Source organism: Sedimentitalea sp. XS_ASV28 (genome assembly GCF_041224545.1).
Lineage (GTDB): Bacteria > Pseudomonadota > Alphaproteobacteria > Rhodobacterales > Rhodobacteraceae > Sedimentitalea.
Genome location: NZ_JBGFGP010000143.1, coordinates 15070 through 33348, shown reverse-complemented (window position 1 = coordinate 33348; position 18279 = coordinate 15070). Strand labels below are relative to the sequence as shown.

Sequence of the window (18279 nt, the reverse complement as noted above, 5' to 3'; positions counted from 1 at the left end):
GTGTATACGCGTTGACTTTTCAATGCGGGACGCGGACTCTGTGCGCAACGACCACCAAAAGGTTGATGAGGCAGATGAAGCGGTTTGTGTTTGGCGTCGCCCTTGCGACAGCCGTGTCGGCGTGCAGCGGCGGCAATCCATTTCTCGACGAGGAAGACGGAGGCGGCACGGATCCGGTCGCGCCGACAAGCCCGATACCCGAGGCTGTCTCCAGCGATCTGGACGCCGCAACATATACCCCCGATCCGACCGACCCGCGTCTGGTGATCACCGGTGTCTCGTTCAACGGCACGCAGTTACCGGTTGAATACGTGCGCGAGGCGTCGCTGGATTCGCCCGGTGGTCAGTATCAGGCATTCGAACGTCAGCCCGATCCGCTCAACACGCACACCACGGCCTATGCCCGTGCGGTGGACGGCGCCAGCGGTGTCGTGGCTGTGTCGGGCGGGCTGGACGGATATTACAACGGCGGTGCGACATACTCCGCGAGCGGTTTTTCGGTGCCTTCCGCGAATGAAGCCAATGCCGATGTGCGCTATGACGGCGAATATGTCGGTCTGATGAACCTGCCGGACAACGGCGATGCCCTGTTGCCGGTGCCACCCGGCACGGACCCCGCCGTGCGGCCACGACAGGCCGGGCGGGTTTTCGGCGACGCGCGGATCAACGCGGATTTCTCGAACATGCGTGTCAAGGGACAGATCTATAACCGGACCTATGCCGCCACGGGCGCGGATCTCGAGCCGCTGCAAATCGCACCGACAGATATTCAGGCCGACGGCTCCTTTGCGGGCAACGTGACCCAGCAAGAGCAAAGCAGGGGAGAATATGGCGGCGCATTCGGCGGTCCGAATGCCAACGCAGTCGCCGGCGCGCTTTATACATCCGGTCACGTGTCCGGCGAGTCCGACGCAGAGGAATTCGGACTGTTCGTTCTGGAACGCAGCAACTGAGGCGTCGGCACATGCCGCGCCCGCGCCTGTTCCCTTTCGATCTGGTCCGCCAAGCCGCACTCTGGCTGACAATCGTGCTCGGGCTGATGGTGGCGGGGGCGCGGGACGGTATTGCCGCGCCGCTCGAACTGGACGCGGCACAGGTGCGGAACATGGCCATCAACGCGCTGGAGTCCGGAGATCCGGGCGTTGCCATCGAACTTGCCAAGGCGGTGCTCAGGGCCGATCCACGGGACCCGCTGGCCTATTACATCATCGCACGCGGTTATGCCCGACTTGGCGATCCGGACCTTGCCCGCCGCGCCGCCGGGTATGCCTATCGCAACGCAGAGGCCGGCCCCGCCCGGTTCGAGGCCGCACAGCTTGCGGCACGCATGGCGTTCGAGGGTGAAAGATACAGCCTGTCCCAGTTCTGGCTGCGCCGCACCGCAATTCATGCGCCGACCGAGGCCGATGAAGAACGTGTCGCGCAGGACTACAAGCTGCTGCGCCGGGTCAACCCGTGGTCGCTGCGGCTGCGCGGTGATCTGCGCCCCTCGGATAACGTGAACAACGGGTCCGACACCTCGCGCAACATCATCGACGGAGTCCCGGACGAAGGAACGATTTCGGGGGCGGGGCTTGCCCTCTCGGGGTTGATCGCCTCGCTTGATATTGCCCCCTCCTACCGGCTGCATGTGAATGAAACAGGCATGACGACCCTCGGCGCGCGGCTGTATGTCGAGCGCGTGGCGCTGTCTGACAGCGCAAGAGCCACCGCACCCGACGTATCCGGCTCGGATTTTGCCTCGACCTACGTCGCAGCGACACTGACACATCTTCGCGCGGTCGGCGGGGATGGGTCACGGGGTCAGGCCAGCGTTGATCTGGGAATCGGCGAAAGCTGGTACGGGGGCGAGCGCAATTATCGCTTTGCACGCCTGGGCGTGGCGCGCAGCTGGCGACCCGATCCCGTTACGCGCTATGCGCTGCGCGCGGATGCGGAACGCCGCTATGATGCGCGCTATACCACCAATGACGCGCGTGTCCTGAGCCTTGGTGCTGATTTCGGCAAAGAACTGGCGAATGGTGACATCCTCGGGCTCGCGCTGGCCTATCAGGACGTGGACGCGGTCAGCATCAACGGCACCTATTCGACGGTATCGATGCGGGCGAGCTATACGCTTGGCCGTGCGGTCGGCCCCACACGCCTCTCGATGGGGCTGGTCATGGGATATACAAACTACGACCAGTTCCTGTTCAGCCTGAACGGCGCGGTCCCGCGCACCGATAAATCGCTCTATGGCGATCTGACGCTGGTGTTCGACCGTTACGACTATGCCGGGTTCGTGCCCACCCTGCGCCTGCGCACCGGGCGCAAGGATTCGAATTTCAGCCGCTTTTCCTCGCGCGAATTCTCGGTCTCGCTCGGTATCGGATCAAAATTCTGAAATTTCGGGACCAGCCACTGGCCCCGCAGCAAGAAAGCGTTAGTGTTCGGGTCAACCGAGGAGACCAACATGACAATCCGATATCTACACACGATGGTGCGCGTTGCCGATCTTGAAAAGACGATGGCGTTTTTCGAGCTTCTGGGATTGAAAAAGACGCGTCAGCACGACAGCGAAGAGGGCCGGTTCAGCCTGGTCTTCATGGCGCCTCCGGGACAGGAGGAATGCCCGGTCGAACTGACATACAACTGGGACGGGGATGAGGGGTTGCCCAGCGACAGCCGCCATTTCGGGCATCTCGCCTACAGCGTCGACAACATCTACGAAACGTGTCAGCACCTGATGGACAATGGCATCACGATCAACCGGCCGCCGCGCGACGGGCGCATGGCCTTTGTGCGCAGTCCCGACAATATCTCTGTCGAGTTGTTGCAGGCGGGCGAACCGCTGGTATCGGCAGAGCCTTGGGCCAGCATGGAGAACACGGGCCATTGGTGATCCGCCGCGCCGCCGCTGTCGCACTGGCCGTGGCCGGTGCAGCCGGGGCGACAGACGCATCAGAGTGCCGGCTCGCGCTGGCGCTTGCCATTGACGTTTCGTCCTCGGTCGACGCCGCGGAGGACCGGCTGCAACGCAACGGGCTGGCCGCCGCGCTGATCGCCCCGGAGGTACGGCGCGCGTTTTTTGCAACCGACCTGCCCGTGGCGCTCGCGATCTATGAATGGAGTGGGCGCTACAACCAGGAAATCATCCTCGACTGGCGCCTGATCACCGATCAGAACGCGTTGCTCGACGCCGCCCGCAGGGTCGGCCAATCGACGCGCAGTCACAATGCCTTTCCAACTGCAATCGGCTATGCGCTCGGATATGGTGCCGGGCTGCTGTCGCGCGCGCCGCAATGCCTGTTCCGAACGCTCGACATGGCCGGGGACGGGGTAAACAACGAGGGTTTTGGCCCCGCCGCCGCCTATGCGGAGTTTCCCTTCGACGGTGTGACAGTGAACGGGCTTGTCGTCAATGCCGGCGAATACGAGGCAGAGGTCGCCCTGATCGACTATTATCGCGACGAGATCCTGCGCGGCCCCGGCGCATTCCTCGAGATTGCAAGCGGATTTGACGATTACGAACGCGCAATGCGCCGCAAGCTGGAGCGCGAGCTTGACGTGCCAAGTCTGGGTGCGCTCTCGGGGCCGAACGAAGCCGGCTGATCGAACGCGTCACACGGTCCGGTCCGGCACGCCCGCGCATTCAGCGCATCGACACAAGCAGATCTTCCACAAAGCGGCCCGAGCCGATAGGCTGAACAGAACTGATGATTTGCCGCTGGGAGTTGCGTATGACTGCGCTTGATCACATCCAGGATCTCAAACGTCGAATGGGCGAGTCCATCATCGGGCAAACCGATGTGATTGACCGGCTCATCATCGGGCTTCTGGCCAATGGCAACTTGCTGATCGAGGGTCTGCCGGGCCTTGCCAAGACTCGCGCCATCAAGGCGATGGCGAAGAACCTGGATGCCCGGTTCAGCCGCATCCAGTTCACACCCGATCTGCTACCATCCGACGTCACGGGTACGGAGGTCTACGTGCAGGGCGACGGCAAATCCGAGTTTCGCTTCGATCCCGGTCCGATCTTTGCCAACATCGTGCTGGCCGACGAAATCAACCGCGCCCCCGCCAAGGTGCAGGCGGCGCTGCTTGAGGCGATGGAAGAACGGCAGGTCACGGTCGCAGGCACCACGCACCGGATGGAGCCGCTCTTCATCGTGATGGCAACGCAGAACCCGATTGAACAGGAAGGCACCTATCCCCTGCCCGAAGCGCAGATGGACCGCTTTCTGATGCATGTGAACATCACCTATCCACCGGTCGAGGACGAGGTAGACGTCATCCGGCTGGTTCGTGGCGAGGAGCGCACCGCGCAGGCGCATGCCGGGCAAACCACCGCCAAACCCGAGGTCATCGCGCAGCAGGCCGTTTTCGACGCGCGTGCCGAGATTGGCGGGATCCATGTCTCGGATGCAATGGACCGCTACATGGCTGATCTGGTCTATGCCACGCGGACCCCGGCGAAACTCGACGAAGCGCTTGGCAGATGGATCGACGTCGGCGCCAGTCCGCGCGCATCGCTGGCGCTTGACAAATGCAGCCGCGCCCATGCCTGGATGGCCGGGCGCGATTATGTCGATCCGCAGGATGTCCGCGCGATCACCCATGACGTATTCCGCCATCGTATCTCGCTCAGCTACGAAGCGCAGGGCGACGGAAAAGTGGCGGACGATATCACCGACGAGATCATCAAACTGGTCGCGTTGCCATAGTCACGAGGGGATCATGACCGCAAGCGCGCATAGCCCGGCAGGCCAGCACGACCCCCGTGTACATGTCGATCTGCGCCAGTTGTTTCGGCTCGCCGGCCCCGCGCGAAACCTGAGCCTGCTGCCACGGCAACCCACGCAATCGGTTCTGAACGGCCGCCATGCATCCAGGCTGCGCGGGCGCGGGTTGAATTTCGAAGAACTGCGCACCTACTTCGCGGGCGACGACATCCGTACCATCGACTGGAAAGTGACCGCACGTACCGGCAAGCCCCATGTCCGCGTCTATACCGAAGAGCGTGACCGCCCGACGCTGTTGCTGGTGGATCAGCGCATGTCGATGTTCTTTGGCAGTCGGGTCTACATGAAATCGGTGGTTGCTGCCGAAGCGGCGGCACTGGCGGCCCATCGGCTGCTGGCGCAGGGCGACCGTGTCGGCGGGCTGGTTTTCGGCGATGACGCCGTGGCTGAACATCGTCCTGTCCGCTCACCCGACGCGCTGCACCGCCTGCTCGCGTCGATTGCCCGAGCCAATCAACACCTGAGCGCGTCGCACTCGGTTGAAGAACCCGGTTCGTTCAACGCCCTGCTCGAGTCGGCGACACGGATTGCCAAGACCGATTATCTGGTGCTGATTTTTTCGGATTTCGACGGCATCGATGATCGTACAGAACGCCTTCTGCGCACGCTCGCCCGGCATAATGACGTCCTGCTTTTCAGCATTGCCGACCCGATGGCCGAGGCGCTGCCTGAGGGCTTTCGTGTGGCGGTTTCCGATGGCGAATTGCAGGCCGAGATCAACACGGCAGACGGCAAGATACGTGAGCGGATCGAAGCGGTCATGCGCGGGCGGCTGGCGCGGCTGAACCGTTGGGCGCGCGCCTACGGGTTGCCCTTCCTGCCGATGACGACGACGCGCCCGGCGCTCGAACAACTTCGCCACCTGCTCGGCCAGACGGGACCCGCACGATGACGCAAGAGCTGGACGGCCTCAACCTCATCGAATTGCTTGACCGCCTGGAGCCGGCACCGGAACCGCCACCGATCGCGATGACCCCTCAAACCATCGGCTGGGTATGGCTGGCGGTCGCCCTCGTTACCACGATGCTGATCCTGTTGCGACTGGTCTTGCGTCACCGGCGCGCCAACGCCTATCGCCGCGCAGCCCTCGGGGCACTGGCCGGAGCCGGAGACGATCCGGCGCGCATCGCGCAGATCCTGCGCCGCACCGCCCTTGCCGCCTTTCCGCGCGAGGACGTGGCCGCACTGACCGGCGAGAGATGGCTGAACTTTCTGGACCGGACAATGCCCGGAGACGGGTTTGCCAACGGTCCCGGACGGGCTCTGGCCGAGGCCCCCTACCGCGAGGTTGCCGCGACGCCCGGCCTTGCCGAACTGGCGCGCCGCTGGGTCAAGGCGCACCGTCGCCCCGTTCAGGACGCGCGCAAATGATCACGCTGGCGCACCCCTGGTTGCTGCTGTTGCTGCCCCTGCCGTGGTTTGCCTGGCGGTATCTGCCCCCGCACAGGGAAAGGGTCGCCGCGATCCGGGTGCCTTTTTTCCGCATGCTGACCGATGCGGCCGGTGAAACCCCCTCCCAGGGGGCAACCATCCTGCGGCGCAGCAGATTCCAGACCGGGGCCACGCTCGGCATCTGGACGCTGATCGTACTCGGACTGGCCCAACCCCAGCGATTGGGCGAGCCGGTGGTCATCGAGAAATCCGCACGCGACATCGTGCTGGCGCTGGATATTTCCGGCTCGATGGACGAGCGCGATTTCACTGGCGCGGACGGCGCCCCGCAACAGCGGCTGGCCGTGGTCAAATCGGTGATCAAGGATTTCATCGCCGCCCGAGACAACGACCGGATGGCCCTGATCGTTTTCGGATCGCAGGCGTTTGTGCAGGCCCCCTTCACCGAGGATCTGCAAAGTCTCGATGGTTTTCTGGACCAGACACAGGTTGGCATGGCCAGCCCCAACACCGCTATCGGTGACGCGATCGGTCTGGCCGTGCGCACCTTTGAAGCCAGCGAGGTGGACGAGCGGCTGATCATCCTGCTGAGCGACGGCGACGATACCAGCAGCCGCATGACCCCGATCAATGCCGCCGCGATCGCCGCAGATCGCGGTGTCACCATTCAGACCATCGGCGTTGGCGATCCCGAGGCGGCAGGCGAAGACAAGGAAGATCTCGACGCACTCAGGGATGTCGCCGAGCGAACCGGCGGCACCTACTTCTTCGCGGATGATGCCAAGGCGCTGGACCGGATTTATCGTCAGATCGACGAAATGACTCCCCGCATCACCACCAGCACGAGCTTTCGGCCAACCGAGAACCTGTCATGGATTGCTGCCGGTGCCGCCTTGCTGCTCGGGCTGCTGACGCTTGCCATCCTGCTGGTGAAAAGCAGGAGAGCGACGGCATGATGGCAACGATTGAAGCCTTTCATTTCCTGCGCCCGCTCTGGCTGCTGTGTCTGCTGCCCATCGCCGTGCTCTGGATCATGGCGCGGCCACGCAAGGCGGATCGCGAAATCGCCGCTGGTGAAATCGCACCGCACCTTGCGGCGGCACTCAAGGTCGGTGGCACGGCGGGCCGGCGCGTCTATCCGATCGACGGGGTGGCCGTGGGGCTGGCGCTGCTGGCGATTGCGAGCGCCGGGCCGAGCTGGAGCCGCATGCCCGACCCGCTGGTATCGGAAACCGCGCCGCTTGTGGTCGCTCTCAAGGTCACGAAATCCATGGAAACCGGCGATCTTGCCCCCTCGCGGCTTGATCGCGCCCGGTTCAAGATACTCGATCTCGTCGAAGCCCGCGCCGGCGCCCGAACCGCGCTGATCGCCTATGCGGGCTCTGCCCACCGGGTTTCACCACCGACCGAAGACCCCAATATCCTGCGCCCCCTGCTGGACGGGTTGAGCCCGGCGGTGATGCCGAAAACCGGCGATGACCCTGCTGCGGCGCTCGCGCTGGCGCTCGAGATCAACGACAGTGCGGAAACGCCGGGGGCCATCCTCATGGTGCTCGATGATTTCGATCCGGCGGCAATCGCGGGCTTCAACGCACAGGATGACAGCGCCCTGCCCCCGATTGTTGTGCTGGTGACACTGCCGGATGGGCAAATTCCGGCGCAGCTTGGCCAGATCGACGGCATCACGGTCGTCCCCCTGAGCACCGATGACAGCGATCTGGCGCACATTGAAAGGACCCTGCGCTCGGCCCACAAAGCCGCCTTGCTGGCCGACGAGCGTCTGAAATGGCAGGATCGCGGCAGTTGGCTGCTCTGGCCCGCGGCGCTGCTGACGCTGTTGTGGTTCCGGCGTGGCTGGACCATGCGCTGGACGATGGCATTTCTGATCGCGACCGGTTTGCAGCTTCCCTCGGCGGGCAATGCCGAGGGATGGCGAGACTGGTTCCTGACGCCCGATCAGCAGGGTCGGCTCGCCTATGAGAGCAAGGACTACGCCAGGGCGGCGGCGCTGTTCGCCGATCCTATGTGGCGCGGATACGCCCAGATGCGGGCCGGGCAATATGCAGAGGCCGCCGAAACCTTTGCCGCACTCGACACCCCGGACGCCGCCTTTGCAGAGGGGATCTCGCGTATTCGGAACGGCGAGTATCGCCCCGGTGCGCGGGCCTTTGAAAAGGCACTGGAGCGGCAACCGGATTTTCCGACCGCCGCAACCAATCGCGACGTCGCCTGGGCCATCGTCGCCTATGTCGAAAGGGCACGGGAACAGTCCGACACCGGCGAGGACCGTGGCGTCGGCGCAGACGAGATCGTATTTGACAACGAAGCCCAACGCGGTGCCGAGACCAGCATCGAGGCCCCATCCGGCGACGCCGCCCCACAGACCGCGCAACAGTGGATAGACAGCATCGACACCGATATGGGCGATTTCCTGCGCGCGCGCTTTCTTCTTGAGAATTCCGTTGAAACCTCGGGGGCGTCGCAATGATACGGTGGCTGGCAAGTCTGCTCCTGATACCCGTCTGCCCGGTCGTGGCGCTGGCGCAGGACCCCGAACTTCGCGTGGAGCTGGCAAGCGACACCGTGGTGGTCGGGCAGCCGCTCGAACTGCGCATTCGGGTGCTGGTGCCCACATGGATGCCCAAGCCGCCGGGCTTCCCGACGCTCGAGATACCTTCGCTGATGGTGCACGAGCCTGAACGGGCCTCCAACCCGGCAAGCGACCGCGTGGATGGCGAAACCTGGTACGGGATCGAACGCACCTATCAACTCTATCCGCTGGCGGCCGGCGACTACGTCCTGCCCACGGGCAATGTGGCGATCACCTACGCGGATCCGGACAGTACGGATCCCGTTGCATATTCTGCGCCATTGCCGGACATCCGCTTTGTCGCCACCATACCGGCGGCTGCCGCGAAACTCTCGCCTCCGGTCCTGGCGCGTGGGTTCACGCTCACGCAGGAGATCGACGGCACGGCCGAGATGACGGTGGGGGATGCGATCACCCGGCGCGTGACTGCGCGCATCGAGGGGACGACACCGGTTCTCATCCCGCGGCTTGCGGTCTCGTCCGGCGGTACGGCCCTGCGCGCCTATCCAAGGGACCCGGTGGTGTCGGAGAGCGATGAACGTGGCATATTGTCGGGCACCCGCACCGAGGTCACGACCTATGTGGCGCAGGGAGACGGGACGCAGGTGTTGCCTGCAATCGCGATTGACTGGTTCAACCTTGAAACCGGCGCGATCGAAACCGCATCGGTTCCGGAAATTCCATTATCCGTGACGGGTGCCCCCGCGCCGCCCCCGGATCCGGGAGAAATTGCAAAATGGCTGGCGCTCGCAGGCGTGTTGCTGATCGCGGGCCTGGGTCTGTTCAGGCGGTTTCGCCCCGCCCTGATCCAGAGGTATGAGGCGCTGCGGCAGGATTGGCAGAACTCGGAGCGATACGCCCATCGCGCCGTGCATCGCGCGATAGCCCGGCGCGACCTTTCTGCGGCAATGACCGCGCTTGATCGCTGGAAATCCGTGGCACACGCTGCGACGGAGCAGGACTTCACCCCGTTGAACAGCGCACTAGCAGCGCTCGGCGCGGCACGGTTCGGCAGGGGCGAACGGCGTGACGACACGGATGCATGGCGGCACCTTTCGGCGGCCTATGCGGCGGCAAGACGGCGCTGGCACGCCGTGCGGCGACACGTCCCCGACGACGAGGCCCTGCCGCCGCTCAACCCCTGAGCTTGTTTGCGCTGACCGCGCGAGACGGAACTGCCCCGTCACACCGCACAGGGCCTATCGGACCGGAAGTCCTTTGCCATGACTGCGCGATTGCGAACTGATCGCGACCGGTTGATCGACACGGCCGCTTGATTGATCTTCTCCTGATCGCCAGTCGCGATGGAAAGGCAAACAGGGCGTTTTTTCAAAAGCTTATGTGACAATGCGCAGCTGTATCGGCCGATGACGATCATCACGGGCAACGCATGTAGCTACTGTTCAACCGCCTCACCGACATGGTGCGCAATGCACGTGCGAACGAATTGAAGGCGTGGCTCGATGCGGCCAGAGACAGCATGATCGCACCCTTCGCGCGCTGCCTGCAGAAAGACTAAGCTGCTGTCGCAACCGCGTTGCAGGAACCATGGCAACGGACAGACAGAGGATCGGATCAATCGTTTGAAGACGCTGAAGCACCAGATGTATGGCCGTGCAAACATTGATCTGCTCAAGGCACACCCTGTCATGGCACCTTAACCATCAAAATGCATAAAATTTGAATCAGGACCCAATCTTGCGTACCTTTCATACTCCGCTCTGGCGCGCCTCTACATCGCGGAGTGCCCAGCAAAATCTCCCTGTATCAGGCCCGGTGATCCTCGTGCCCGTAGAGTTGCGCGTCGTCGTGGGCGTTTTCCGGATCCTCGAACTCCAGGGTGGAATGACGAATACCGAACTGCTCTGCGACGCGTGCCTTGATGGCGACCTTGGTGTCTTCCGGTGACGCACCCTCATCGACAACCACATGACAATCGAGCGCGGCTTCGTTCTCTTGCATCTGCCAGAGGTGAACGTGGTGTACGTCCCGGACCCCATCGACATCCCTGATGGCCGCAACCACTGTCCCGGCGTCCAGGTCGGGCGGGCTTCCCAGCATAAGAATGCGAATGGGTTCGCCGATTTCCGTTATGGCGAGGTAGAGAATATAGACGGCAATACCGATCGTGATCGCAGGGTCGACCCACCACATATTGTAGAGAAGGATGAGCGAGCCACCGACGATCACGGCGACAGAAGCCAGAGCGTCCGAAAGGTTGTGCAGGAACAGGGCCCGGATGTTCACGCTCCCCTTCTGCATGGAATAGGTCAGCAGCGCCGTCAGCGTGTCGACGATCAGAGCGATGCCGCCCAGGATCACGACGGTCCAGCCCGCGACTTCGGGCGGATCGATCATCCGCATCCCCCCCTCGTAGAGCAGATAGACACCAACGAGAATCAGGGTCGTGTAGTTGATCAGACCGGCGACGACCTCGATGCGGCCATATCCGAAGGTCATACGGTCGTCGGCGGGGCGCCTGGCGATCTTGCGCGCGGCGAACGCGATCACCAGCGACGCCATATCCGAGAAATTGTGCAGCGCATCCGCGATCAGGGCCAGGCTCCCCGAGAGGATGCCGCCCAGAATCTGCGCAACTGTCAGGAGGGCGTTCGCCCATATGGCGATCGAGACACGACGGTCCCCCGAGTCAGGATCAATCTGCGCGTGACCGTGATCATGTGGCACTTTGTGTCTCCTTTTGGATATGGTTTGGGAGGGCCATGCCGGGAATGCGCGGCACGTGCCCCGATCGGATTCTGCGAAACCGCGCACTCGTCCAGTGACCGTGCGCAAGGCGATAGAGCGGGTCGCGCCGCAAGGCCATGAGCAGGGTTTCTTTGATGTTGCACTGTCCGATGCCTTCGGCCAACACCTCGGATGCGGGAATATCGCCGGCGCGGTTGTCGCCGAACCCGATCTCGTTCCGGGCAAACTCGTACACCGCACCAATCCGTTCTTGGCGGGCGAGCTTTTCCGATCCGCGATCCCGTATCAGTCCAGAGACCGTGGACGTGTCAAAGTCCAGCAATCGCGTCGCAAGCAAATGGCAATCGGAGCGTGTCAAAGGGTCTCTCCCGGAATGGTTCAAGAAGAGTGATAATCCCTACAGTGACTGTAGGTGCAAGCCTTTTTCACAGCCTGTCCATAATCACGATCCTATCCGATCGTGCCAAGCACCGGGAAGGTTTCGAGCAACCAGAAGGCAAGGCGGCTGATCTGACCTGTCATCACGCCGATCCCCATCAGCACCATCAATCCACCCGAGACACGATAGAGCCATCGCCCCAGCGCACCGACCCGCTTGAGCCTGCCCGCGATCTCGTTGGTGAACAGCGCGATCAGCAGGAAGGGCAAGCCCAGCCCGGCGGAATAGATCGCCAGAAGCGCAACGCCATCCGCACCTGACGTCGCGCTCACCGCGAGGATCGATCCCAGCACCGGTCCGATGCAGGGCGTCCAGCCGAACGCAAAGGCAAGCCCCAGAAGATACGCACCCAGTGGATTGCCCCCTTTGGCAGAGACATTCATCCGGGTGTCCCGCATCATGGCGGGGATCCTGATCGCCCCCATCATGACAAGCCCGAACAATATGATCAGAGCGCCGCCGGCGAGACCAAGTTCGTATTTCCATCGCAAAAGCATCCCGCCCAGCAGACTGGCGCCAGCCCCAAGCGCCACGAAGACCGTGGAAAATCCGAGGACGAACCACAGGCTGAGAATCACGCTGCGCGCCCGTTCACCAAAGCTGCGCAACTCTCCGGAGGCGGTGACGGGCTGCCCTGCGATATAAGAGACATAGCCGGGCGCCAAAGGCAGGACACAGGGCGACAGAAAGGAAATGGCCCCACCCAGAAAGGCGGCGGCGATCCCAACACCGGAAATTTCGATCATTCAATTCCTGCCTTGTTCTGGCGCATGAAACGCGGCCCTTGTAAAAGCTAAAGCCACTAGAGGATCAACAAGATTTTCTGGTTAAGGCGCAGCCCGGCGATGTTGAGTGTGGCCGTTATCCGCAGGCACCGGCGACAAGCGTATCCGGCAAATCCGGCGAATAACCTTCGAACGAACACATACAGCGGTCAGAGGCTCGCGATTTCACCCCGGAACAGGCCACAGCGGCCCGGTTTTCCCGACCGCTTTGGCCGCGCACGAGATCAGCCGGGCATGACCGCTGATACGACACAAGATACCAACCAGAATTTCGAGGCATCGAGACACCAATTTATCCGTGCGGCACAGCAGCCGATGCCCTGCACAAGAACGCGCGCAATCAGGCGCCGATTTCTTCGTGGTCGGTCAGACACTCGGAGTGGTCGCGCAGCACTTCCAGCACACGGCAGTCAGCGGTATCGCCGCCGCTGCATTCGCGCACCATCCTCTGCAACTCTGTCCGAAGGGCCTCAAGCCGGGCCATGCGTTGTTCGACCTGCTTGAGTTGCCGGCGGGCGATGGCATCGGCATCGGCGCAGGACTTGTGCGGGTGATCGCTGAGATCGAGCAGTTCGCGGATCGCATCCAGTGAAAACCCAAGCTGCCGCGCGTGCCTGACAAAGGACAGGCGATCCAGTTCGCTGTTGCTGTAGCGGCGCTGGCCGCCAGCCGATCGCCCCGGCTCGGGCAACAGCCCGATCTGCTCGTAATAGCGGATCGTCTGCACCTTGGTTCCGGTCTTTTTCGCCAGAGTGCCGATCGTCAACATCACCATCTCTCCATCTTACCTACAGCGGGTGTAGCTTTAAGTGCCACGCGGCACAAGTTCCCACGGGCGTCTCACAGGTCGGTGAACAGGCCGTTTCCGGTCAAAATACGGCTTGAACCTCCAGCAGCTAGAGGATGTAGACGCACTCAAAACACAGAATCAAATCCGGGCGGAGCAGCGTGAGGCTTACAGGTCTTCAAAAGATATTATGGGCTTTAGTGGGAGTCGCGGCGTTCGTTTCCATCTGGTTACTGCTTTGGTCCGACTACCGTTCCGACCGGACCCGTGCCGAAGACGAACCCACCTTCTTCGCTGATTTCGAACTCACCGATCATCGCGGCATGGTCCAGACAGACGAAGATTTCGCAGGGCGCTGGATGCTGATCTTTTTCGGCTTCACGAACTGCCCTGATATCTGCCCGACAACCCTGTCCGAAGTTGCCGCCGTGATGGAAGGCCTGGGCGACGAGGCGGCAAAGGTGCGGCCGATCTTCATCACGATCGATCCCGAGCGGGATACGCCTGCGGCCCTGGCAGAATATGTTCCGCTATTCGACGCGGAGATCATCGGACTTACCGGTACACCCGAGCAGATTGCAGCGACATCCGAAACCTTCCCCATATTCTACGAGCGGATCGAAGAGTCCACTGCCCCGGACGGGTATACGATGGGCCACACATCGCATCTTTTCCTGTTCGACACGCAGGCAGGCTTCGCGGACTCCTGGCCCTATGGCACGCCCGCCGAGGACATCATCGCCGATCTGAAAGAGAGGATCTGATCCGCATGACTCGACTTTCCGGAGAAACCGCGCTTGGTCTGGCATGGATCATTGCACTGATCTCATCGCTCGCCGTGCTCTTTATTGGCGAAGTGCTCGGACAGGCACCCTGCGTGCTCTGCTGGTTCCAGCGCGCCTTCATGTTTCCCCTGGCCATCGTGCTGGGGCTTGGCCTGTGGTGGCAGGACGCGCGCGTTGGTCGATACGGACTCGCGCTGGCTCTGGGCGGCGCGGCCATCGCAGCCTGGCACCTGGGCCTTTATGTCGGGTTGATCCCCGAGCGTATCCAGCCTTGCACAGCAACCGGCCCCTCCTGCACGGACGACAATCAACTGATCTTCGGCATACCGATTCCGCTGATGGCGCTTGTCGCCTTCGCAATGATCGCAGTGCTGTCGGCTCTTTCACTGAAGGAATAACAAACATGAATCGACGCGGCCTCGTTTTGTCCGTTCTCGCCGTTGGTGCTGCCGCATTTGGCGGAGCGGCCTGGTATGTCAGCCGCCCGCAACCCGTGACCGATGCAGCCCCCGTCGCGCCCGGGGTGAACGACGTGCTGATCCGGCCCTATTCCCCGATCCTCGGACCCGAAACCGCGCCGGTCACCATCGTCGAGTTCTTTGACCCGGCCTGCGAAGCCTGTCGCGCATTCTATCCGGTTATCAAGGACATGATGGCGCAGCACGGCGATGCGGTCCGTGTCGTGATCCGCTACACGCCTTTTCACGGCGAAGCCTCGATGGAGGCGGTCAGGATTCTCGAAGCTGCGCGGATGCAGGGCGTGTTCGAACCCGTGCTCGAAGCGGTTTTGCGGGAACAACCCAGATGGGCGTCTCACGGTGCCCCCGCACCGGGCCTCATCCTCGAAATCGCCGCAAGCGGAGGTCTGGATATCGAAGCCGCCAAGACGCAGATGCTGGCCCCCGGAGTCGTTGCCGTGCTGAACCAGGATCGCGCCGATGTCGAAGCGGTCGGCGTGCGTCAAACACCCACGTTCTTCGTGAACTCGAAACCGCTGGATCCGTTCGGTGAAGCCGAACTTCGGCAATTGGTCGCGTCCGAGGTTGCAGCCAGCCAAGGCTGATGCGTGCTCAGATACAGGAGAAACTACCATGAACAAGCTGCGATACCTCAATGGACTGGCCGTTCTCGTGCTGGCCGCAGGCCTGTCTGCCCCGGCATTTGCCGGTTCGGAGGATGTGAGTGTCGACAAACCCTGGGCCCGCGCCTCGATCGGTGTCAAGCGACCGGGTGCCGCGTACATGATCGTGCGCAACAATGGTCAAGATGCGGTAACGCTGACCGGGCTCGCAACGCCACTGGCAATGATGCCCGAAATCCATGAAACCAAAACCAACGCCGATGGGGTCAGCTCGATGACGCCTGTCGACGAAATCACGATCGAAGCGGGCGAGAGCGTGGCACTTGAGCCGGGCGGGCTGCACGCCATGCTGATGAAACTTCAAAACCCGATGACCGAGGGCGAGAGTTTCCCGCTGACACTGACCTTCGCGGATGGCGGCGAAGTGATCGTCGAGGTCCCGATCCTCGGTATCGCCGCACGCGGACCGGAGGGCTGATGCAGCGTCGGCGCATTCTTCAGTATTGTGCAGCCGGTGCCGGTGCGCTCGGGCTGACGCTTGGTGTCGGGTGGTGGCGCGTGGACGGTCCCGCAGCGCCGAAACCGGGCGGACAACGGCCAGCTTCGCTTTCGGAGATGGATTTCCGCCTGATCGATCATGAGGGGAATGACGTTGGTCCAGGCACGCTGGTCGGACGCCCAACCATGGTGTTTTTCGGCTTCACCTACTGCCCCGAGATCTGCCCGACGACGCTGTCGGATTTCTCGGGCTGGCTGGAAGAGCTCGGGGATCAGGCGGCGCAGATGAACGTGATCTTCATCACCGTCGATCCGGAGCGGGATACCGTCGATGCCATGGCTGAATATGTCAGCTATTTTCATCCTGCCATTCGCGGCTGGACCGGTCCGCAGGCCCAGATCGCCCGCGCCGCAGAAGGATTTCGTGTCTCTTACGAACGCGTCCCGACCGGGGATGGCGACTACACCATGAACCACACGGCCAGCGTGTTCCTGTTCGATGACACGGGCCGCTTTGTCACGACGATCGACTATCATGAACCGAGAGAATTTGCAGTGCCCAAGCTGAGGCGCGTACTGTCAGAAGATGTCAAGGGGGCAACATGAAGATAAGAACCGGCTTGGCGACCGTCGCCGCCGCAGGCGCATTATCGGTGACCGGTCTTGGTATCGCAGGGGCATTGATGAAAGCGCCGGCCCCACCGGCGATTGCCGAGGCGACACCGTGGGGTCCCCATCCGCTCACCACACCGCAGCCTGCCGACGGATTAGTGACCTTGCCCAAGGCGGCGCATGTCGGCGTCGGGCTTGCGACTGCCCCTCTGCCCCTCGTGCAGCCCGCTTCCGCCGAAACATCCCTGCCCGCGATAGAACCACCCCTGATCACGTGGTCGCGTGAAATCGCGGCGGGCGAGACACTGGATGCCGCACTGGCAGACGCCGGCATCGCCGCACCTGACCGCGCCGAGATCGCACTCGCGCTCGGGGCGGAATATGATCTGCGCCGATTGCGCCCCGGTCATATGGTCACCGTCATCTCGAAAGCCGACGGCACTCCGACACGCGTGGCATTGGCCGTCGAAGACGGCGTGCGCATCGAAACGGTTCTCGGCGACGAATTTGTCACCCGCGTGCTGGAGCCGGACGCCCAAGTGATGACATTTGCCGGCGAGGCGGTGATCGAAAGCTCTATCTTCGCGGCGCTGGACAAGGAGGGCATCCCCGCACGCTTCGCGGTCGATCTGGCGCAGATGCTCAGCGGCACAGTCGACTTTCGGCGTGAACTTTCGGGCGGCGAGACGATGCGCCTGCTCTGGCGCGAGGCGCGCGCCGGAACCGAGAGGATCGGTCAGCCCGAACTTTCCTTCGCCGCGCTTGACCTCGGCGGGTCGGTCTATGAGATCGTCTGGCCGGATGACGGTACAGGCCGGGCGACGATCTATGTCGATGGCAAGATGCTGCGCGTCTTTGCGCAGCCGGTGGAAGGGGCACGGCTGAGTTCCGTGTTCGGCCGCCGCACGCACCCGGTTTATGGCAATGTCCGGATGCACACAGGTGTTGATTTTGCCGCGGCCAAAGGCACTCCCGTATATGCAACGGCGCCTGGCCGCGTGAGCTTTATCGGTCGTCGCGGCGGATATGGCCGCGTGGTCGAGGTGACACATGGCTCCGATACGCTCACGCGATATGCGCATCTGAGCGGTGTGCCGGACGGGTTGAAGCAAGGGCAGCGCGTGCTTGCGGGTGATGTGATCGGCCGCGTCGGGGCAACCGGGACCGCAACGGGTCCCAACCTGCATTACGAAGTGCGCATTGACGGTCGTCCTACCGATCCACTTGAAGGCGACCGGCTTGCGAAGGCGGTCGAACGTGTGAAAGATACGACAGCCGCATTTGAAAGGCTGAGCAAGGCACGTTCGCTCTTGGCTGAAAGGCTCGCCAGCGAATTCCCACAACCGAAAGGCTTTGACACATGAAAAGACATGCGCGCGTTCTTGCATTTGCGTTCGCGGTGCTGCCCGCAGCGCAATCCTTGGCCGAGGCGATCTCCATCGATGTTCGCAAGACCGACGGCTGCGGGTGCTGCCTCTCCTGGATGGAGCACCTTGAGGAAAACGGTTTCGCGCCGGCGGGCGAAGACATGGCCGGCGGGCTTCTCGCAAGTTTCAAACGCGAGAACGGCGTGCCACAGCATATGGTATCCTGCCATACCGCTGTGATCGAGGGTTACGTTATTGAAGGCCATGTACCGGCATCCGACATCAAACAACTGTTGGATGAACGCCCGGATGCCGTGGGGCTGGCAGTGCCCGGAATGCCTTATGGGTCGCCGGGTATGGGGCCGGAAGAAGATCGTGAGGCATATGACGTTGTTCTGATCGGCGGCGATGGCTTGACCGAGATTTTCAGCAGTTACCCGGCGTCGAACTGAC

21 protein-coding genes are annotated in these 18279 nt (G+C 62.6%); 17 read left to right on the top strand and 4 right to left on the bottom strand.

Annotated elements, in window-relative coordinates:
- The first annotated feature begins 74 nt into the window (after positions 1-74).
- The 10 genes from AB9K34_RS13405 (at position 75) to AB9K34_RS13360 (ending at position 9908) form a co-directional block, all read left to right on the top strand.
- Positions 75-953: a factor H binding protein domain-containing protein gene (locus AB9K34_RS13405; RefSeq protein ID WP_369954931.1), complete on the top strand. Its 879-nt coding sequence runs from the start codon at positions 75-77 to the stop codon at positions 951-953.
- 11 nt (positions 954-964) lie between these two features.
- Positions 965-2383 (top strand): tetratricopeptide repeat protein, encoded by a 1419-nt coding sequence (locus tag AB9K34_RS13400; protein WP_369954930.1) that lies wholly within the window; start codon positions 965-967, stop codon positions 2381-2383.
- A 69-nt stretch (positions 2384-2452) separates the two neighbouring features.
- Positions 2453-2881 carry a VOC family protein gene (locus tag AB9K34_RS13395; RefSeq protein ID WP_369954929.1) on the top strand — a complete coding sequence of 143 codons (429 nt, stop codon included), beginning with the start codon at positions 2453-2455 and terminating at the stop codon, positions 2879-2881.
- Positions 2881-3591 carry a DUF1194 domain-containing protein gene (locus tag AB9K34_RS13390; RefSeq protein ID WP_369955044.1) on the top strand — a complete coding sequence of 237 codons (711 nt, stop codon included), beginning with the start codon at positions 2881-2883 and terminating at the stop codon, positions 3589-3591. The genes AB9K34_RS13395 and AB9K34_RS13390 overlap by 1 nt, the downstream gene beginning before the upstream one ends.
- A gap of 128 nt (positions 3592-3719) precedes the next feature.
- Positions 3720-4703: an AAA family ATPase gene (locus AB9K34_RS13385; protein ID WP_369954928.1), complete on the top strand. Its 984-nt coding sequence runs from the start codon at positions 3720-3722 to the stop codon at positions 4701-4703.
- Positions 4704-4716: 13 nt separating this feature from the next.
- Positions 4717-5673: a DUF58 domain-containing protein gene (locus AB9K34_RS13380; RefSeq protein ID WP_369954927.1), complete on the top strand. Its 957-nt coding sequence runs from the start codon at positions 4717-4719 to the stop codon at positions 5671-5673.
- On the top strand, positions 5670-6152 hold the full coding sequence (locus tag AB9K34_RS13375; protein WP_369954926.1) for a DUF4381 domain-containing protein: 483 nt from the start codon (positions 5670-5672) through the stop codon (positions 6150-6152). Before AB9K34_RS13380 ends, AB9K34_RS13375 begins: the two co-directional genes overlap by 4 nt.
- Positions 6149-7129 (top strand): VWA domain-containing protein, encoded by a 981-nt coding sequence (locus tag AB9K34_RS13370; RefSeq protein ID WP_369954925.1) that lies wholly within the window; start codon positions 6149-6151, stop codon positions 7127-7129. Before AB9K34_RS13375 ends, AB9K34_RS13370 begins: the two co-directional genes overlap by 4 nt.
- Positions 7126-8661: a VWA domain-containing protein gene (locus AB9K34_RS13365; RefSeq protein WP_369954924.1), complete on the top strand. Its 1536-nt coding sequence runs from the start codon at positions 7126-7128 to the stop codon at positions 8659-8661. The genes AB9K34_RS13370 and AB9K34_RS13365 overlap by 4 nt, the downstream gene beginning before the upstream one ends.
- Positions 8658-9908 carry a hypothetical protein gene (locus AB9K34_RS13360; RefSeq protein WP_369954923.1) on the top strand — a complete coding sequence of 417 codons (1251 nt, stop codon included), beginning with the start codon at positions 8658-8660 and terminating at the stop codon, positions 9906-9908. Before AB9K34_RS13365 ends, AB9K34_RS13360 begins: the two co-directional genes overlap by 4 nt.
- A gap of 622 nt (positions 9909-10530) precedes the next feature.
- Here the strand turns inward: AB9K34_RS13360 and AB9K34_RS13355 are convergent.
- From AB9K34_RS13355 to AB9K34_RS13340, 4 genes are all read right to left on the bottom strand, one after another.
- Entirely contained in the window at positions 10531-11451 is a 921-nt protein-coding gene (locus AB9K34_RS13355) for a cation diffusion facilitator family transporter (RefSeq protein ID WP_369954922.1), read from the bottom strand.
- Positions 11441-11830, bottom strand: a complete 390-nt coding sequence (locus AB9K34_RS13350; protein ID WP_369954921.1) for a hypothetical protein — start codon at positions 11828-11830, stop codon at positions 11441-11443. Before AB9K34_RS13350 ends, AB9K34_RS13355 begins: the two co-directional genes overlap by 11 nt.
- Before the next feature lie 92 nt (positions 11831-11922).
- Positions 11923-12657: a cytochrome c biogenesis CcdA family protein gene (locus AB9K34_RS13345; RefSeq protein ID WP_369954920.1), complete on the bottom strand. Its 735-nt coding sequence runs from the start codon at positions 12655-12657 to the stop codon at positions 11923-11925.
- A gap of 379 nt (positions 12658-13036) precedes the next feature.
- A complete protein-coding gene (locus tag AB9K34_RS13340; protein ID WP_369954919.1) occupies positions 13037-13465 on the bottom strand; it encodes a helix-turn-helix domain-containing protein in 429 nt (142 codons plus the stop codon).
- Between the two features lie 179 nt (positions 13466-13644).
- On the opposite strand from AB9K34_RS13340, the gene AB9K34_RS13335 reads away from it, so the two are divergent.
- Genes AB9K34_RS13335 through AB9K34_RS13305 form a run of 7 tightly spaced genes read left to right on the top strand, consistent with a single transcriptional unit; the run spans position 13645 to position 18278 of the window.
- Positions 13645-14247, top strand: a complete 603-nt coding sequence (locus AB9K34_RS13335; protein ID WP_369954918.1) for an SCO family protein — start codon at positions 13645-13647, stop codon at positions 14245-14247.
- 5 nt (positions 14248-14252) lie between these two features.
- Positions 14253-14666 (top strand): disulfide bond formation protein B, encoded by a 414-nt coding sequence (locus tag AB9K34_RS13330; protein WP_369954917.1) that lies wholly within the window; start codon positions 14253-14255, stop codon positions 14664-14666.
- Positions 14667-14671: 5 nt separating this feature from the next.
- Complete coding sequence (locus tag AB9K34_RS13325) at positions 14672-15331, top strand: DsbA family protein (RefSeq protein ID WP_369954916.1); 660 nt, start codon at positions 14672-14674, stop codon at positions 15329-15331.
- 28 nt (positions 15332-15359) lie between these two features.
- Positions 15360-15827: a copper chaperone PCu(A)C gene (locus AB9K34_RS13320; RefSeq protein WP_369954915.1), complete on the top strand. Its 468-nt coding sequence runs from the start codon at positions 15360-15362 to the stop codon at positions 15825-15827.
- Complete coding sequence (locus AB9K34_RS13315; RefSeq protein ID WP_369954914.1) at positions 15827-16453, top strand: SCO family protein; 627 nt, start codon at positions 15827-15829, stop codon at positions 16451-16453. Before AB9K34_RS13320 ends, AB9K34_RS13315 begins: the two co-directional genes overlap by 1 nt.
- Entirely contained in the window at positions 16450-17823 is a 1374-nt protein-coding gene (locus tag AB9K34_RS13310) for a M23 family metallopeptidase (RefSeq protein ID WP_369954913.1), read from the top strand. The genes AB9K34_RS13315 and AB9K34_RS13310 overlap by 4 nt, the downstream gene beginning before the upstream one ends.
- Entirely contained in the window at positions 17820-18278 is a 459-nt protein-coding gene (locus AB9K34_RS13305) for a DUF411 domain-containing protein (protein ID WP_369954912.1), read from the top strand. Before AB9K34_RS13310 ends, AB9K34_RS13305 begins: the two co-directional genes overlap by 4 nt.
- Position 18279 lies beyond the last annotated feature (1 nt).

Bases quoted from the DNA above. Each gene is read 5' to 3' on its own strand.
- AB9K34_RS13385 (WP_369954928.1), top strand. From the start codon at position 3,720: ATGACTGCGCTTGATCACATCCAGGATCTCAAACGTCGAATGGGCGAG.
- AB9K34_RS13360 (WP_369954923.1), top strand. From the start codon at position 8,658: ATGATACGGTGGCTGGCAAGTCTGCTCCTGATACCCGTCTGCCCGGTC.
- AB9K34_RS13375 (WP_369954926.1), top strand. From the start codon at position 5,670: ATGACGCAAGAGCTGGACGGCCTCAACCTCATCGAATTGCTTGACCGC.
- AB9K34_RS13325 (WP_369954916.1), top strand. From the start codon at position 14,672: ATGAATCGACGCGGCCTCGTTTTGTCCGTTCTCGCCGTTGGTGCTGCC.
- AB9K34_RS13395 (WP_369954929.1), top strand. From the start codon at position 2,453: ATGACAATCCGATATCTACACACGATGGTGCGCGTTGCCGATCTTGAA.
- AB9K34_RS13345 (WP_369954920.1), bottom strand. From the start codon at position 12,657: ATGATCGAAATTTCCGGTGTTGGGATCGCCGCCGCCTTTCTGGGTGGG.
- AB9K34_RS13365 (WP_369954924.1), top strand. From the start codon at position 7,126: ATGATGGCAACGATTGAAGCCTTTCATTTCCTGCGCCCGCTCTGGCTG.
- AB9K34_RS13305 (WP_369954912.1), top strand. From the start codon at position 17,820: ATGAAAAGACATGCGCGCGTTCTTGCATTTGCGTTCGCGGTGCTGCCC.
- AB9K34_RS13315 (WP_369954914.1), top strand. From the start codon at position 15,827: ATGCAGCGTCGGCGCATTCTTCAGTATTGTGCAGCCGGTGCCGGTGCG.
- AB9K34_RS13330 (WP_369954917.1), top strand. From the start codon at position 14,253: ATGACTCGACTTTCCGGAGAAACCGCGCTTGGTCTGGCATGGATCATT.
- AB9K34_RS13310 (WP_369954913.1), top strand. From the start codon at position 16,450: ATGAAGATAAGAACCGGCTTGGCGACCGTCGCCGCCGCAGGCGCATTA.
- AB9K34_RS13320 (WP_369954915.1), top strand. From the start codon at position 15,360: ATGAACAAGCTGCGATACCTCAATGGACTGGCCGTTCTCGTGCTGGCC.
- AB9K34_RS13340 (WP_369954919.1), bottom strand. From the start codon at position 13,465: ATGTTGACGATCGGCACTCTGGCGAAAAAGACCGGAACCAAGGTGCAG.
- AB9K34_RS13370 (WP_369954925.1), top strand. From the start codon at position 6,149: ATGATCACGCTGGCGCACCCCTGGTTGCTGCTGTTGCTGCCCCTGCCG.
- AB9K34_RS13380 (WP_369954927.1), top strand. From the start codon at position 4,717: ATGACCGCAAGCGCGCATAGCCCGGCAGGCCAGCACGACCCCCGTGTA.
- AB9K34_RS13405 (WP_369954931.1), top strand. From the start codon at position 75: ATGAAGCGGTTTGTGTTTGGCGTCGCCCTTGCGACAGCCGTGTCGGCG.
- AB9K34_RS13400 (WP_369954930.1), top strand. From the start codon at position 965: ATGCCGCGCCCGCGCCTGTTCCCTTTCGATCTGGTCCGCCAAGCCGCA.